The organism is Streptomyces sp. NPDC058257, from assembly GCF_042881845.1.
Classification (GTDB): Bacteria; Actinomycetota; Actinomycetes; order Streptomycetales; family Streptomycetaceae; genus Streptomyces.
In genome coordinates this window covers 1-15,267 of sequence record NZ_JBHVXJ010000044.1, presented here as the reverse complement: position 1 = coordinate 15,267, position 15,267 = coordinate 1, and the positions used below count along the sequence as shown (strand labels likewise).

Annotated in this window: 9 protein-coding genes; 8 read left to right on the top strand and 1 reads right to left on the bottom strand. The window is 72.4% G+C overall.

Annotated features, from left to right (window positions below):
* On the bottom strand, nucleotides 1-1,420 hold a 1,420-nt coding region (locus tag ACFVXC_RS42305), incomplete at its 3' end, for a condensation domain-containing protein (protein WP_389917151.1).
* Nucleotides 1,421-1,646: 226 nt separating this feature from the next.
* Here ACFVXC_RS42305 and ACFVXC_RS42300 point away from each other — a divergent pair.
* From ACFVXC_RS42300 to ACFVXC_RS42265, 8 genes are all read left to right on the top strand, one after another.
* On the top strand, nucleotides 1,647-1,829 hold the full coding sequence (locus ACFVXC_RS42300) for a lysine biosynthesis protein LysW (RefSeq protein ID WP_383283110.1): 183 nt from the start codon (nucleotides 1,647-1,649) through the stop codon (nucleotides 1,827-1,829).
* An 87-nt stretch (nucleotides 1,830-1,916) separates the two neighbouring features.
* The gene (gene argC, locus ACFVXC_RS42295) at nucleotides 1,917-2,945 is read left to right on the top strand and encodes an N-acetyl-gamma-glutamyl-phosphate reductase (protein ID WP_389917149.1); all 1,029 of its coding nucleotides are present in this window, start codon (nucleotides 1,917-1,919) and stop codon (nucleotides 2,943-2,945) included.
* Nucleotides 2,946-2,990: 45 nt separating this feature from the next.
* On the top strand, nucleotides 2,991-3,875 hold the full coding sequence (locus ACFVXC_RS42290; protein WP_389917148.1) for a [LysW]-aminoadipate kinase: 885 nt from the start codon (nucleotides 2,991-2,993) through the stop codon (nucleotides 3,873-3,875).
* Nucleotides 3,868-7,995: an amino acid adenylation domain-containing protein gene (locus ACFVXC_RS42285; RefSeq protein ID WP_389917146.1), complete on the top strand. Its 4,128-nt coding sequence runs from the start codon at nucleotides 3,868-3,870 to the stop codon at nucleotides 7,993-7,995. Before ACFVXC_RS42290 ends, ACFVXC_RS42285 begins: the two co-directional genes overlap by 8 nt.
* Complete coding sequence (locus ACFVXC_RS42280; protein ID WP_389917144.1) at nucleotides 7,992-9,194, top strand: acyl-CoA dehydrogenase family protein; 1,203 nt, start codon at nucleotides 7,992-7,994, stop codon at nucleotides 9,192-9,194. Before ACFVXC_RS42285 ends, ACFVXC_RS42280 begins: the two co-directional genes overlap by 4 nt.
* A gap of 101 nt (nucleotides 9,195-9,295) precedes the next feature.
* Nucleotides 9,296-10,399, top strand: a complete 1,104-nt coding sequence (locus tag ACFVXC_RS42275; RefSeq protein ID WP_389917142.1) for an acyl-CoA dehydrogenase family protein — start codon at nucleotides 9,296-9,298, stop codon at nucleotides 10,397-10,399.
* 63 nt (nucleotides 10,400-10,462) lie between these two features.
* Nucleotides 10,463-11,839 (top strand): M20/M25/M40 family metallo-hydrolase, encoded by a 1,377-nt coding sequence (locus tag ACFVXC_RS42270; protein WP_389917141.1) that lies wholly within the window; start codon nucleotides 10,463-10,465, stop codon nucleotides 11,837-11,839.
* Between the two features lie 58 nt (nucleotides 11,840-11,897).
* Nucleotides 11,898-15,267, top strand: a 3,370-nt coding sequence (locus ACFVXC_RS42265; protein WP_389917139.1) for a condensation domain-containing protein, incomplete at its 3' end; no start/stop codon positions are given.

The window sequence follows — 15,267 nt, the reverse complement described above, 5'->3', positions numbered from 1 at the left end:
TGATCGCTTCGTGCATCAGGCCGGTCGCGGCGGGCTGGGGCAGGGGGCTGCTGAAGGCGGCGAGCTGCCGGAGTTCGGCCGTTCCCAGCAGTGGATGGGTGTGCACCGGGCGGGCGGGGGCTTTGGTGGCGGCTGCCAGGAGGCGCTGCCAGGCGTCGTGCAGGCGGTTGATGGTGTCGGTGTCGAAGAGGTCGGCGGCGTATTCGATGCGTCCGGCCAGTGTGCCGTCGGCCTGTTCGCGCAGGTGCAGGGCGAGTTCGAACTGGGCCCGGCCCCCACCCGCCACGAGTTCGCTGACGCTCATGCCGGGCAGCGAGACCGGCTCACGGGGGGTGTTGTCCAGGGCGAACAGCACCCGCACCAGGCCGCCCCGATCGCCGCCACCGGTGTGCTGGGCGACCTTCTCGAAGGGAATGTCCTGATGGGCCAGCGCCTCCAGGGTGACCGCGCGGGCGTGCCCGACCAGATCGGTGAAGGACGGCTCCCCGCCGGTGTCCACCCGCAAAGCCAGGGTATTGACGAAGAACCCCACCACATCATCGAGTTCACTGCGCCCCCGCCCGGCCACCGGCGTCCCAAGGACCACATCGTCCTGGCCCGCCCACCGGCCAAGCACGGCGGCGAACGAGGCAAGGACCGTCTGGAAGACCGTGGCCCGGCCCGCCTCCGCCACCGACCGCACCCGCCCCACCACATCCTGACCCACCACCACAGGAAGGGACCCGGCCGGGTAGGAGGAGCTCTGCTCACCGCGCGGACGGTCCACCGGCAGGTCGAGCGGGGCGGCTCCGGACAGGGTCTGCTTCCAGTGCGCGAGTTCCTCGGTGAGCACCTCATCGCGCAGTTCCTCACGCTGCCAGACCGCGAAGTCGCCGTACTGAAGGCCGAGTTCAGCCAGCGGCGACACCCCGGCGCTACCCGCGAAAGCCGCGTACAGGGCGCCCAGTTCGCGCAGCACGATCCCCAGCGACCAGCCGTCCACCACCGCGTGATGCGCCACCAGAGCCAGCACCCACTCATCCACCCCGAGCCGGCCCACCACCACCCGCACCAACGGACCCGCCGCCAGATCGAACGGCACCTCCACCACCGACGCCAACCAGCCCTCCACACCCCCGTTGTCGACCTCCGCCACCGCGAGCGGCACCGACGCCGACGCCTCCACGATCTGCTGCAAACCCCCCTCCGCCCACACCAACCGCGTCCGCAGTGCCTCATGCCGGGCGACCACCTCACCCACCGCCCGCTCCAGCACCCCCACATCCAGCGCACCGGAAACCCGCAGACCCCCCGCCACGTGATACGCCGACCCCGCACCCAGCCGGTCAAGCAGCCACAACCGCTCCTGACCAAACGACGCGGGAAACAAGAAGGCCTCTTCGTCGTGCTCGGCCCCAGATGTGAAATCGGCCTCTGACATGGCGGTTTCAGCCCTCCGGATATGTGGCTTGCTGGGTTGCGGGAATGGTTCGAGCCCGCAACCGAGGCTCGCAGCGCGGCGCCGTGCGCGGCAGTCGGGAGGAACCCCTACGCGGCGCGGCGGGCGGCTGTAGGGGATTCCCCCGACTGTGCTGGCGGGCCGCGGGCGGTGACGCTCGTGGACGGGCCGGGAGAGCACCGGCCGTACCGACACGAGGAGGAACGGGATGACCACCGCTACCGCGGTCAGTACCTGCCCGGAGTGCGAGAACGGCGTTGCCGTGCCGGACGGGGTGCGCCAGAGCGAGATCGTCGAGTGCGGCGACTGCCTGAGCGAACTCGAAGTGATCACCACAGAGCCGCTGCTGCTCGCCCTCGCGCCTGAGGTCGAGGAGGACTGGGGCGAGTAGGACGGCCGCCGCCGGGTCCCCGGACGTCCGTCCGGGGAGCCCCTCCTTCCCCCACCCCGTCACCTCTGCTCGGACCTGGAGGTCCCCGTGATCCGTGCCGGCGTCTACGGCGCGTCAGGCTATATCGGTGGAGAGCTGCTCCGGCTGCTGCTCGGCCACCCCGAAGTGGACATCGTCAGTGCGGTGTCCGGCAGGCTGGCCGGCCGCAGGGTGGACACCGTCCACCCCAATCTGCGCGGCTCCACCGACCTGCTCTTCTGCGAGCCGTCGGACGTCGCCGACTGCGACGTGATCTTCACGGCCGTCTCGCCCGCGGTGGCGAGCGACCTGGTCCCCGAAGCGGGCGCCAAGGCGCAGGTCGTCATCGACCTCAGTGGCGGATTCCGGCTGCGTGACCCCGAGTTGCACGCCCGCTACTACGGCGAGCACCCGCGGCCCGAGCTGCTCCAGGAGTTCGTCACCGGCTGGCCGGAGCGCTACCGCAAGGAGCTGGCGGGCGCCGACCGGATCGCCATGCCGGGCTGCATGGCCAATGCGGCGACCCTCGCCCTGCACCCGCTGGCCGCCGAAGGCCTGATCCGCAACGACGTCAGCATCGACGGCCGGGTCGGATCGAGCGGGTCGGGGGTGAGCGCCGACGCGATGAACCTGCACGCCGAACGCAGCGGCGCCATGCGGGTGTTCAAGCCGCAGCGCCACCGCCACGAGGCCGAGGTGGCCCAGGCCACCGGCCTCACCGCCCGGATGAGCGCGACCGGCGTCGAGGCGGTGCGCGGCGTACAGGTGCTCATCCGTGTCACGGCCGCCGACGGCGTCACCCTCGGCGAGCGCGAACTGCGCAAGCTGTACCGCGCCTACTACGCCGACGAGCCGTTCATCCGGATCGTCACGCAGAAACGCGGCCTGTACCGGCTGCCCGAGCCGAAGATCCTGAGCGGCTCCAACTACTGCGACATCGGCTTCTCCACCGACCCCGACGACGGGACCGCAGTGCTCATCGCGGCGCTCGACAACCTCGTCAAGGGCGGTGCGGGCAACGCCGTACAGACCATGAACATCCGCTTCGGCCGGCCGGAGACCCTCGGTCTCGGGTTCACCGGCCTGCACCCGGTGTAGCACCGGCGAGAACCGGTGGGAGCCGGAGAGAAGGGGAGCAGGGCAGTGGCAGACGGACTGACCGTCGTGAAGTGCGGCGGGGCCGCAGGAATGGACCCGGCCCGGGTGTGCGCCGACGTGGCCGCGCTGGTCAAGTCGGGGGAGCGGGTCGTCCTTGTGCACGGCGGCTCGGCCGAGCTGGAGCTGCTCGCGGCCCGGCTCGGCGTAGAACAGCGCACCATCACCGCGCGCAGCGGTGTCACCTCGCGCTACACCGACGAGGCGACGTTGGAGGTGCTGACGCTGGCCCTGGCAGGGCAGGTCAAGCCCGCCCTGCTCGTCGAGCTCGCCGGGCACGGGATCGCCGCGGTGGGCCTGACCGGTCTGGACACCGGCCTGCTCAGGGCCCGCCGCAAGACCGCGATCCGGGCCCGGGTGGACGGCCGTACCGTACTGGTGCGCGACGACCACAGCGGGCGGATCGCCGAGGTCGAACCGGCGGCCCTGAAGGTGCTGCTCGACGCGGGGATCACCCCGGTCGTCTCGCCTCCGGCGCTCGCCGAGGACGGTCGGCCGGTGAATGTGAACGCGGACCGTGCCGCATCCGCCGTCGCGGTGGCGCTCGGCGCGAGCCGCCTGGTGTTCCTGACCGCGGCGCCCGGCGTGCTCGCCGATCCCCGCGACGAGTCAAGCCGCCTGGCGCGCTGCGAGCTGCCCGCCGACGGCACCCCGCCGGGTGCCGAGGGCGGGATGGCCGTGAAGCTCATCGCCGCACGCGAGGCGCTGGTCGGCGGTGTGCCCGAGGTGCTGATCGCCGACGGCCGTGCCGAAGGACCGGTGCGCCGCGCGCTCGCGGGTGAATCCACGGCCGTCGCCCTGGCCGCGGAGGCAGATGCAGAGGCAGTGGCAGCGGAAGAGGTCGCCAACAGTGGGGGAGCCGACCATGAGTGAGCTCAAGCGGGTGCCCCGCCGGGCCACCCGGGCACCCGGCGGGCGCCCCGGCGGAGCCCGCGAGGCGCTCCAGCGGCTCCAGGAGAGCCGCCGCACCGAGCAGCGCGTCGAGCCCGCCGACCGCGACCGCAGCCTGCCGCTTGCCGCGGCCCAGCAGCGGCTGTGGTTCCTCGACCGCTGGACCCCCGGCTCCGCCGCCTACAACGCGCCGCTCGCGCTGCGCCTGACCGGTCCGGTCGACATCGCCGTGCTCGGCCATGCCCTGAGCGGTGTGGTGGCGCGGCACGAGATCCTGCGCACCCGCTACGAGAGCGTGGACGGGCTGCCCCACCAGATCGTCGAAGAGCCCGCGCCGGTGCCGCTCGACGTCACCGATCTGCGCGAACTGCCCGCCGACGAGCGGGAGAAGAAAGTCACCGAGCTCATCGCCGACGGGGCGGCCCTGCCCTTCGACCTGACGCGGGGCCCGGTGCTGCGGGCGAGCCTGTTCCGCCTCGCCGACGAGGAGCACGTTCTGCTCCTCGCCATCCACCACATCGCCACCGACGGCTGGTCCACGGCGATCGTCACGCGCGAGGTGATGGCGTACTACGCCGCCGAGGCGACCGGTGTACCCGATCCGCTGCCGCCGCTGCCCGTGCAGTTCGCCGACTACGCGGTGTGGCAGCGCCGCAAGCTCGCCGAGTCGTCCTTCGGTGACCGCCTCGCCTACTGGACCGAGCGGCTCGACAACCTGCCGGTGCTCGACTTCCCGACCGACCGCCCACGGCCCAAGGAGCCGACCGGTGCCGGTTCGGTGCGCGAGAGCAGACTGCCCGCGAGCCTCCAGCGCGCCATGGTCGAGCTGGCCCGCACCGAGCGCGTCACCGTGCTCACCGTGGCCCTCGCCGCCTTCCAGACTCTGCTCGCCCGCTACACGGCACATGACGACATCGTGATCGGCTCGGTCGTCAACGGCCGTACGCAGCCGGAGATCGAGCCCCTGGTCGGCTTCTTCGCCAACACGCTGGTCCTGCGCACCGACACCTCGGGCGACCCCACGTTCCGTGAGCTGCTCGCCCGTACCAACGAGACCGTCGTGGGCGGTCTGATGCACCAGGACGTGCCGTTCGGCAAGGTCGTCGACGCGCTCAGGACCGAGCGCGAGGCGGGGCGCAACCCGTTGTTCCAGATCTCCTTCACGCTGCAGAACGCGAGCGCGGACGGCGACGACCTCGGCGGTCTGCGTATCGAGCAGGTGCCGCTGATCGTCGGCACATCGCGCTTCGACCTGGCCTTCCAGCTCACCGAGGTGCCCGGCGACGGCTACCACGTGTGGATCGAGTACTCCACCGAACTCTTCGACGCCGACCGCATCGACCGGCTCATCGCCCACTACGGCCGCATCCTTCAGGCCGTCGTCGCCGACCCGTCGGCCCGCATCGGCCGCCTAGAGCTGCTGTCCGCCGCCGAACACGCCGAGCTCGTCACCGGTGAGAACCGCACCGAGACGGCGTACGACACGGCGGGTCTCGCCCTGCACCAGCTGTTCGAGCGGCAGGCGGATCTGCACCCCGAGCAGCCCGCGGTCCGCTTCCGCGGCAGTGGTCTCACCTACGGTGAACTCGACGCGCGCGCCAATGAGTTGGCGCACCATCTGCGGTCGCTCGGAGTCGGCCCCGAGAGCCGTGTCGGCATCCTGATGGAGCGCGGCCCCGAGCTGCCCGTCACCCAGCTCGCCATCCTGAAGGCCGGTGGCGCCTACGTGCCGCTGGATCCGATACACCCCACCAACCGGCTCGGCTACATGCTGGACCGGGCGGGCTGCTCGCTCGTGGTCACCGAGGGCGCGCTCGCCGACGCCCTGCCCGACGGCCCGGACGGTCCCGATGGCCAGGACGGTCTGATACGTCTCGACTGGCGGGACCCGGAGTTCCGCGCGGCCCTCGGGCGTGCCCCGAAGAGCCGTCCGGACGTCGCCGTGCATCCGCGCAATCTGGCGTACGTCATCTTCACCTCGGGTTCCACCGGGCGGCCCAAGGGCGTCCTCGTCGAGCACCGCAGTGCCGTCAACTTCACCAGCTCGTCGGTGGAGATGTTCCGCCTCGGCACCGACGACAGGGTGCTCCAGTTCGCGAACCCCGCCTTCGATGTCTCCGTCTTCGAGATCTACAGCGCCTTCGCCTCCGGGGCCACCCTGGTCATGGCGCCGCGCGGCACCCTCCTCGACCCGGCGTCCCTGACCGCGCTGCTGCGCGAGGAGCGGATCACCACCGCGGACATCCCGCCGTCCCTCCTGGCAGTCCTCGACCCCGCTCAACTCCCCGAGTTCCGCAAGCTGTTCGTGGGCCTTGAGCCCTTCCCGGGCGACCTCGTCGACCGCTGGCGCGACGGCGGACGCAGGGATTTCCACAACGGGTACGGCCCGACCGAGACCACGGTCGCCTCCGTGGACCACCTGTGCGGCCCCCAGCTCGGCTCCGCGAGCCCGCCCATCGGCCGCCCCCTCGCCAACCAGTACGCCTATGTGCTCGACCCGTTCGGACAGCCCGTCCCGCGCGGAGTGGCCGGCGAGCTGTGGATCGGCGGGCTCGGCCTGAGCCGGGGCTACGCGGGCTCGCCCGGCGCGACCGCCGAGCGCTTTCTGCCCGACCCGTTCGCCGCGCCCGGCAGCCGCATGTACCGCACCGGCGACCTGGCGCTGCGCCGCGGCGACGGCGACCTGGAGTTCTTCGGCCGCTCGGACACCCAGGTCAAGATCCGCGGACTGCGCATCGAACCCAGCGAGATCGAGCAGGTCCTCTCCCGGCACGCCGATGTGCGCCAGGCCGCCGTGGTGGTGCTCGACGGGGAGGGCGGTCCGCGACTCGTCGCGTACGTGGTGCCCGAGGGCGCTGCCCGCCCGCAGCCCGCCACGCTCCGCGCCCACCTCGCCGACGACCTGCCCCCCTACATGCTGCCCGCCGCGTTCGTGACCCTGGACGCGCTGCCGCTCACCCCGAACGGCAAGCTCGACCGGACCGCGCTGCCCGCGCCCGAGGAACGCGCCCGCAAGGACCGCGAGGCCCCTGCCACCACCACCGAGCGTGCCGTCGCCGGGATCTGGGCCGGTCTTCTGCCCGGCAAGGACTTCGCCCGCGACGACAACTTCTTCATGGTGGGCGGCAATTCGCTCCAGGCCACCCAGCTCCTCGCCCGTATCGAGGAGACCCTGGGCGCCGAGGTCCAGCTGCGGCAGCTGTTCACCCACGCGACGGTCGAGCAACTGGCCGCCCTGATCGACACCGCCCGCCCCGCCGGGAGCGGTCCCGACACCGCTTCGGCTCCCGTGGTGCTCGCACCCGGCGGCGCACGGCCCGCCTTCTACTGCGTCCACCCGAGCGGCGGCTCCGTCGCCCCGTACGTCCCGCTGGCCGCCTCGCTCCACCCGGAGCAGCCGCTGCACGCCCTGGAGGCACCCCGCTCCCTCGACGGGAGCGACCCGGTCGCAGACCTCGCCGCAGCGCACGCCGCCACGATCCGGGCAGCCCAGCCGCGAGGCCCGTACCACCTGGGCGGCTGGTCGACGGGCGGCGCCGTCGCCTTCGAGACCGCACGCCGACTGCGCGCCGAGGGAGCCGAGGTGGCGGTGGTCGCCCTCATCGACACCGATGTGCCGCCCGAGCTCACCGAACCCCCGAGCACCGCCCTCGCGATCGGTCTGTACGCCGTCGACCTCGCCGGGCTGCGCGGCCTGGGCCCCGAGGACATGCCCGCCCTGGACGACATCGAGGCTCTCGACTACGAGGAGCAGATCGCCGTGGCCGTACGCAGGATCACCGCATCCCCGCTCGCTCCCGACGCCGACGAGGCCCAACTCGCCGACCGCATGGCCACGTTCGTGGCGACCGTGCGCGGCGGAGCGGTCTGGCGGCCTCAGCCCGTCGACGTACCGCTGACGCTGCTCACCTCACAGGCGCCCGGAGCCGAGGAGCGGGCCCGCTACTGGGCGGCGCGCACCACCGGCGGCTTCACTCACCACGAGGCGCCCGGCGACCACTACGCCATGATGGTGCCGCCGCACGTGGGCACGGTCGCCGACCTGATCCAGGAAGTCCTGGACCGCGCGGGCAGCACCGCCCGCCGGGAGGTGCGCGCATGAACGGCGCCCGCCCTTCCTCGCCGGCCACCCGCCCCGACCCGCTGGAGACCTGGCTCACCCCCGAGCAGCTCGCCTTCCGCCGCGACGTGCGGGACTTCTTCGCCGATGAGCAGGTCCGCAAGTCCATCGACGCCCTCCAGGACCACGCCCCGCGCGAGGAGAGCGGACTGCTCGACGTCTACCGGCAGCTCGGCGAGCGCGGCTGGCTCGCGGCGGCCTGGCCCGAGCAGTACGGCGGGCTCGGTCTCGGCCCCGTGGAGGCGGGGATCGTCCTGGAGGAGATGGTCCTGCACGGGGTGCCCGAGGACCAGCACGTCCTCAGCATCGACACCGTGGGCCAGTTCCTCCTGGAGGTCGGCACGCCCGAGCAGCGGGCCCGGCACCTGCCGCGCCTCGCCCGGGGCGAGGAGATCGCCACCGTCCTGTTCACCGAACCGCACTGCGGCTCGGATCTCGCGGCGCTGCGCACCGCCGCCGTGCCGGACGGCGAGGGATGGCGTCTTTCCGGACGCAAGATCTTCAACCAGAAGTCGCAGTTCGCCGAGTGGGCGCTGTGCGCGGCCCGCACCGGCGAGGGCCCCGTGAAGTACCACGGCATCACGCTGTTCCTGCTCCCGCTCCGCTCGCCCGGCGTGGTGATCAACCCGGTGTGGAGCATGGGCGACGAACGGTTCAACGAGATCGTCATCGAGGACGTCAGGCTCACCGCCGAACACGTCGTGGGCCGGGTCGACGAGGGCTGGCAGCCCATCAACGACATGCTCCTCCTGGAGCGCACCGGCATGGACTTCCAGGCCAAACTGCGGCGCTGGCTCGACGCGGTCGTCGCGGACGCGCGCCGCTCGGGCCGGATCGCCGAACCGGCCTGCGCGCAGCGGCTCGCCGAGCTCGACGCCAAGCTCACGGCGGGCCGCGCGCTCGCCTGGAACATGGTGCGCGCCCGCCTCGCCGGTACGCCCGACCCGGTGGCATCGGCCGCCTCCAAGTGGTTCGTCACCCAGCAGTCCGACGCGGTGGTCAGGCTCGGCGCCGACGTCATGGGTCTGGACGGCCTGCTGACCGCCTGGGACGGCGAGGCGCCCGACCTGGGCCGCCTGGAGGCGGTGTACCGGCAGAGCCCGGCGCACACCCTCGCCTCCGGCACCTCCGAGGTGATGCTCCAGATCATCGCCGCCCAGGGCCTCGAACTCTTCTCCTGACCGTGACCGACCCCGACCGCGACCGACCGCGACCGACCGCGACCGACCCCGGTTGACCCCGATTGACCTCGCCTTGACCTCGACCCGAGAGGACCCCGCCCATGACGTCCGTAGCGGCCCAGGCCCCGGCCCTGCCCGCCGACCTCGCGGAACTCCTCGGCGGTGAACTGGCCCCCACCGTACGGCGGATGGGGGAGCGCCCGATCGGCGGCGGACCGGTCACCGACGAGCAGGCGCGGGCCCGCGCCGCCGTGTGGGAGACCCTCACCGAGACGGGCGTGTTCGACACGGCCGCCGACGGCACCGAGAGCCATGAACACCTCCTCCAGCTCGGCGAGTTGATGGGCCGTTCGCTCTACCGGGGGCCCTACCAGGACACGGCGGCCACCGCCGAACTGATCCGCGCGCTCGGGCCGGAGTCACAGGAGCACTCCGGCCTCCTGGACGCGCTGGCCGACGGCGCCGCCGCCGTCGCCCTCGCACCGCGCGCCGCGGGCACCGACGACCCGGCGGCGCCCGCACCGCTCACCCTCGGCGACGGTCCCGACGGTCCCTGGATCTCCGGGAGCCGGCGCTTCGTGCCGTTCGCGGACGCCGTGGACTGGCTGCTCGTCGTGGGCGCCGTGCCGCACGGTACGGCGCTCGCGCTCGTACGGGCCGACGGCCCCGGCGTCACCGCGCGCCGCCAGGACGACATCAGCCGCGGCGATCTGCACACCGTCACTCTGGAGCGCGTCCCGCTGTTCGGCGGCCGGCTGCTCGGCGACCCCGCGGACGCCACGGCAGCCTGGGCGCGCGTCCTGCGGTCGCTGCGCGTGCGGCAGGCCGCCGCCCTCGTCGGCCAGGCGCGGGGCGCGCTCGCACTCGGCGTCGAACGCGCCAAGAGCCGGGAGCAGTTCGACCAGCCGCTCGCCCGTCACCAGAGCCTCGCGTTCACGCTCTCCGCGCTCGCGGCCCGCGTCATCGCCGTACGCGCCCTCGTCGAACAGGCGGCCCGCACCGACGACGAACTCACCGTCCTCCAGGCCCTCGCGCTCGCCGGTGAACTCGCCCGCGACGCCGCCGCCCAGTGCCTGCACATCCACGGCGCCCACGGCATGAGCGAGGACGCCGACATCCAGCTCTACTTCCGCCGCGCGGCGCTCGACGCACTGCTGTGGGGCAGCCCGGCCCAGCTCTGGGCGCGAGCCGCCACCCTCCTCTGAGCCCGCGCCCGCCCCGTACATCCCCCCTCGACCCGTACATCCCCCCCTCGAAAGGACCGGCCCATGTCCGCACGGACCGCCGCTCTAGGCCCCGCCGTAGACCCGATCCCGATCCTGCGCGACCTGATCCGCTTCCGCAGCGTCAACCCGCCCGGCGACGAGCGCCGCTGCGCCGAGTACATCGCGGACCTGCTCGCCGACGCGGGCATCGAGTCGAGGATGCTCGGCCCCGACCCCGAGCGGCCCAACCTCGTCGCCCGCATCCCCGGCCGGGGCGAGGCGCCCCCGCTGCTGCTGCACGGACACTCCGACGTGGTGCCCACCGACGGGCAGGAGTGGACGCACCCGCCGTTCGACGCGCTGCTCATCGACGGCGAGGTCTGGGGGCGCGGCGCCATCGACATGAAGGGCGGCCTCGCCATGATGCTGTCCGCGCTGCTGACCCTGCACGCACGCGACGAGGCACCCGCCGGTGACGTGCTGCTCGCGGTCGTCTCCGACGAGGAGAACGGCAGCCGGGTCGGCGCGGGCTGGCTCGCCACCCACCACCCCGAGCTGTTCGAGGGCATCCCGTACTGCATCGGTGAGGACGGCGGCGCCGTGCTCACCGTCGATCCCGCCCGGCGCTTCCACCCGGTGGGCGTCGCAGAGAAGCGGGCCTGCTGGCTGCGGCTCACCCTGCGCGGGCGCGGCGGCCACGCCTCACGCCAGGGCTGGCCGAACCTGGCCGTGCACCAGCTCACCGACGTACTGACCGCGCTGCGCGACGGCCGCCTTCCGGTGCACATCACGCCCGCGTTCGACCGGATGCTCCAGGACCTCGGCACGGTCGTGGGCGATGAACTGGCCGCGGAGATAGCGGCGTTGCGCAAGGGTGAGCGCACCACAGTGCCGTACGAGCTGATGGACACGGCGGACGCCGTCTACCTGGACTCCACGATCCGGCACACCGTGAACCCGACGATCATCCGCACCCCCGAGAAGATCAACATGATCCCGGCGGAGATCACCGTCGACCTCGACGGCCGCATCCTGCCCGGCGACTTCACGGTCGAGGACTACATCGCGGAGCTGCGCGCCCTGATCAACGAGTACAGCGCGAGCGGCACCCTCGGCGACGAGCTGGAGATCGAGCTGCTGCTCGAAGGATCGCGCAACCCGAAGAACGAGCCCGAACTCGGCGCCTTCTACGAGCGGTTGACGGACATCCTGCGCGCCGCCGACCCGGAAGGCCTGCCGATCCCGATGATCACCCCGGCCTCCACCGACGCCCGGCTCTTCGCCAACCTCGGCATGGACTGCTACGGCTGGCTGCCCATGCTCCTGCCCGCCGGGTCCCGCTACCAGGAGAACATGCACGACGCCGACGAGCGGGTCCCCGCCGACGCCGTCCGCTTCGGGGCCGACTGCCTCTACGAGCTGCTGCTCGACCACCCCTGAGCACGTAACCCCGCCACCGCCCGGCCCCGCCCACCCGTCCGCACACCGGAGGAAACCCATGTCGTTCCGTCCCGCCGACCTCGTAGAGATGCTGCGTGCCCGTGCCGCCGCCACGCCCGAGGCCACCGCATACATCCTGCTCGAGGAGGACGGCTCGGAGCGCAGGCTCACCTACGGCGAGCTCGACGTCCGGGCCCGGGCCACGGCAGCCGCCATGCAGCAGTCGGGCGCCGCCGGGGGCCGGGCGCTGCTGCTCTACCCGCCGGGCGAGGAGTACATCGTCGGCTTCTTCGGCTGCCTGTACTCCGGCACCGCCGCCGTGCCCGTCTACCCTCCGTCCGGCAAGCGCGGCCTCGACCGGCTCATGGACATCGTGACCGACGCCGAGGCCACCGTCGCGCTCACCGACGACTCCACCCTCCAGCTCGTCACCTCCATGGGCGACGCGCTCGGAGACCTCGGCAAGCTCGCCTGGACCGCCACCGACACCGTGGCCCGCGACGCCGCGCCGTCGTGGGCCGAGGTCGCGCCGGGCGCCGACGCCCTCGCCTTCCTCCAGTACACCTCCGGCTCCACCGGTTCGCCCAAGGGCGTCATGCTGCGGCACGGCAACCTGATCGAGAACTCCCGCACGATCGCCCACGCCAACCGCTCTACGCCGGACAGCGTCGGCGTCAGCTGGCTGCCGCCCTACCACGACATGGGCCTCATCGGCGGCATACTCCAGCCCCTCTACAGCGGCTTCCCCTGCGTCCTGATGGCGCCCATGACGTTCCTGCGACGCCCCTTCCGCTGGCTCGACGCGATCAGCCGGCACGGCGGCACGATGAGCGCGGCACCCGACTTCGCGTACGCCGAGTGCGTGCGCCGCGTCACCGAGGAGGAGCTGGCCGGGCTCGACCTGAGCAGCTGGGAACACGCGATGGTCGGCGCCGAACCGGTACGCCGCCGCACCCTCGACGACTTCGCCCGGGTCTTCGGCGCCACCGGCTTCCGCCGCTCGTCCTTCCACCCCTGCTACGGACTCGCCGAAGCGACTCTGTTCGTCACCGGCGGCAAACCCCGCACCGAACCCCTCGCCGTGACCCTCACCGACGAGGGCCCCCGCCCCTACGCGGACGACGCGGCGCAGCCCGGCACCACCCTCATCGGATGCGGCGACATCCAGGGCGAGGACCGCATCCTGGTCGTCGACACCGAGACGCTGCTCCCGGCCGCCGACGACGCCGTCGGCGAGGTCTGGGTGACCGGCGGTTCCGTCGCCCAGGGCTACTGGCGCCGCCCCGAACTCACCGAGCAGACCTTCGCCGCCGAACTCGCCGAGCCCGACGGAAACAGCTATCTGCGCACCGGCGACCTGGCCTTCCTCCACCAGGGCGAGCTGTTCATCACCGGCCGCATCAAGGACCTGATCGTCGTCCGCGGCCGCAACCACTACCCGCAGGACATCGAGTACACGGCCGAGCTCAGCCACGAACTCCTGATGCCCAACCGGGCCGCCGCCTTCGGTCTCGACGACGGCACCGACGAGCGTGTGGTGCTGCTGCACGAGGTGAGCCGCGCGTTCCGCGACGAGCACGCCGACGCGGTGCTCGCCGCGATCCGCACCGCCGTCACCGAAGAGCACGGACTCGCCCTGCACGACATCGTGCTGGTGAAGATGGGCGCACTGCCGCGCACCTCCAGCGGCAAGATCCGCCGCCGGGAGACCCGCGAGCGCTACGCGGCCGACACGTTCGTCGCGCTGGCGAGCGGCGGCGCGCATGCTCCGGCCGCCGAGGACAGCGCCGCCGAACTGCTCGCCACCGACCCGGCGGCCACCGCCGTACTGGCCCACGTCGGCGAGGTCCTCGACCTCGCTCCCGGCCGTGTCTCCGCCACGCTGCCCCTGATCGCCCAGGGCCTGGACTCGCTGCGGGCCGTCCGGCTGCGCGCACTCCTGGAGACGGGGCACGGCGCGGACGTACCGCTGGCGGTGCTGCTCGGTGACACGACGGTGGAGCAACTGGCCTCTGCGGTCGCGGAGTCGAAGGATCGCGGGCATCTCGTGCCCATCGGCCGTCGGGACGACTCGGTGCCGATGACCGCGTCGTTCGGTCAGGAGCGGTTGTGGCTGCTCGATCGGCTGGGGGCGGGGTCGGCGTATCACGTGGCGGGGGGTCTGCGGGTTTCCGGCGCGCTGGATGTGGGGGTGCTGGAGCGGGCGGTGGGTGAGGTGATTGCCCGTCATGAGGCTTTGCGGACGCGGTTCGTGTGGGCGGACGGAGGCTTGCAGCAGGTCGTGGAGCCGTCGGTGCCGGTCGCGGTGACGATCGCGGATGTCGCCGATGTCGAGGACTGGTTGGCGTCGGTGGTGGAGGAGCCGTTCGATCTGGCGGCGGGCCCGCTGGTGCGGGTGGTGGTGGGCAGGATCGGCTCCGGTGAGTGGGTGCTGGCGCTGGTGGCGCATCACGCGGTGGTGGACGGCTGGTCCCTTGGTATCGTGCTGCGCGAACTGGGCGCCTTGTACGGCACGTTCGCGGATGGCATCGAGGTGTCGCCGCTGCCGGAACTCGGCCTGCAGTACGGGGACTTCGCCGCCTGGCAGCGTGCCACGGTCGCGGGGGAGACCTTGGAGTCCGGCCTCGCCCACTGGAAGGGCGTACTCGACGGCGCGAACGCCCTGGAGCTCCCGACCAGCTCTTCGCGGGGTGACAGCCAGGCTTCGTACGACCTCGGGGTGCTTCCCGTGGTCGTGGGGGGAGATGTGGTCGGGCGGGTGCGGTCGGTGGCGGAGGCGGGTCGGGCCACGGTCTTCCAGACGGTGCTTGCCTCGTTCGCCGCCGTGCTTGGGCGCTGGGCGGGCCAGGACGATGTGGTGCTGGGGACGCCGGTGGCGGGGCGGGGGCGTAGTGAACTCGATGAGGTGGTGGGCTTCTTCGTCAACACGCTGGCCCTGCGGGTGGACCTCGATGGCGATCCCTCCTTCACCGACCTGGTCGGGCGGGCCCGTGCCACCACCCTGGACGCGCTGGCCCACCAGGACATCCCCTTCGAGAAGGTGGCTCAGAGTGTGGGGGGTGGTCTGGTGCGGGTGCTGTTCGCCCTGGACAACACCCCCCGCGAGGCGATCTCGCTGCCCGGGATGTGCGTGAGTGAGCTGGTGGCGGGCGGGGGCCGGGCCCAGTTCGAGCTGGCCTTGCATCTGCGTGAACAGGCGGACGGCAGCCTGGCCGGGCGTATCGAGTACGCCGCCGATCTCTTCGACGCCGACACCATCTCCCGTCTGCACGAGGCCTGGCAGCGCCTGCTGGCAGCGGTCACCAGCCAGCCCGGCCAGCCGGTACACGCCCATCCGCTGCCCGGGCAGGCGGAGCTGGAGCAGATCGCCGCCTTCAGTAACCCCCTGCCCCAGCCCGCCGGAACCGGTCTGATGCATGAGGCGATCG

What these genes read in the sequence shown, in the direction of transcription:
- ACFVXC_RS42270 (WP_389917141.1), top strand. Translation starts at nt 10,463, where the DNA reads ATGTCCGCACGGACCGCCGCTCTAGGCCCCGCCGTAGACCCGATCCCG.
- ACFVXC_RS42275 (WP_389917142.1), top strand. Translation starts at nt 9,296, where the DNA reads ATGACGTCCGTAGCGGCCCAGGCCCCGGCCCTGCCCGCCGACCTCGCG.
- ACFVXC_RS42280 (WP_389917144.1), top strand. Translation starts at nt 7,992, where the DNA reads ATGAACGGCGCCCGCCCTTCCTCGCCGGCCACCCGCCCCGACCCGCTG.
- ACFVXC_RS42300 (WP_383283110.1), top strand. Translation starts at nt 1,647, where the DNA reads ATGACCACCGCTACCGCGGTCAGTACCTGCCCGGAGTGCGAGAACGGC.
- ACFVXC_RS42285 (WP_389917146.1), top strand. Translation starts at nt 3,868, where the DNA reads ATGAGTGAGCTCAAGCGGGTGCCCCGCCGGGCCACCCGGGCACCCGGC.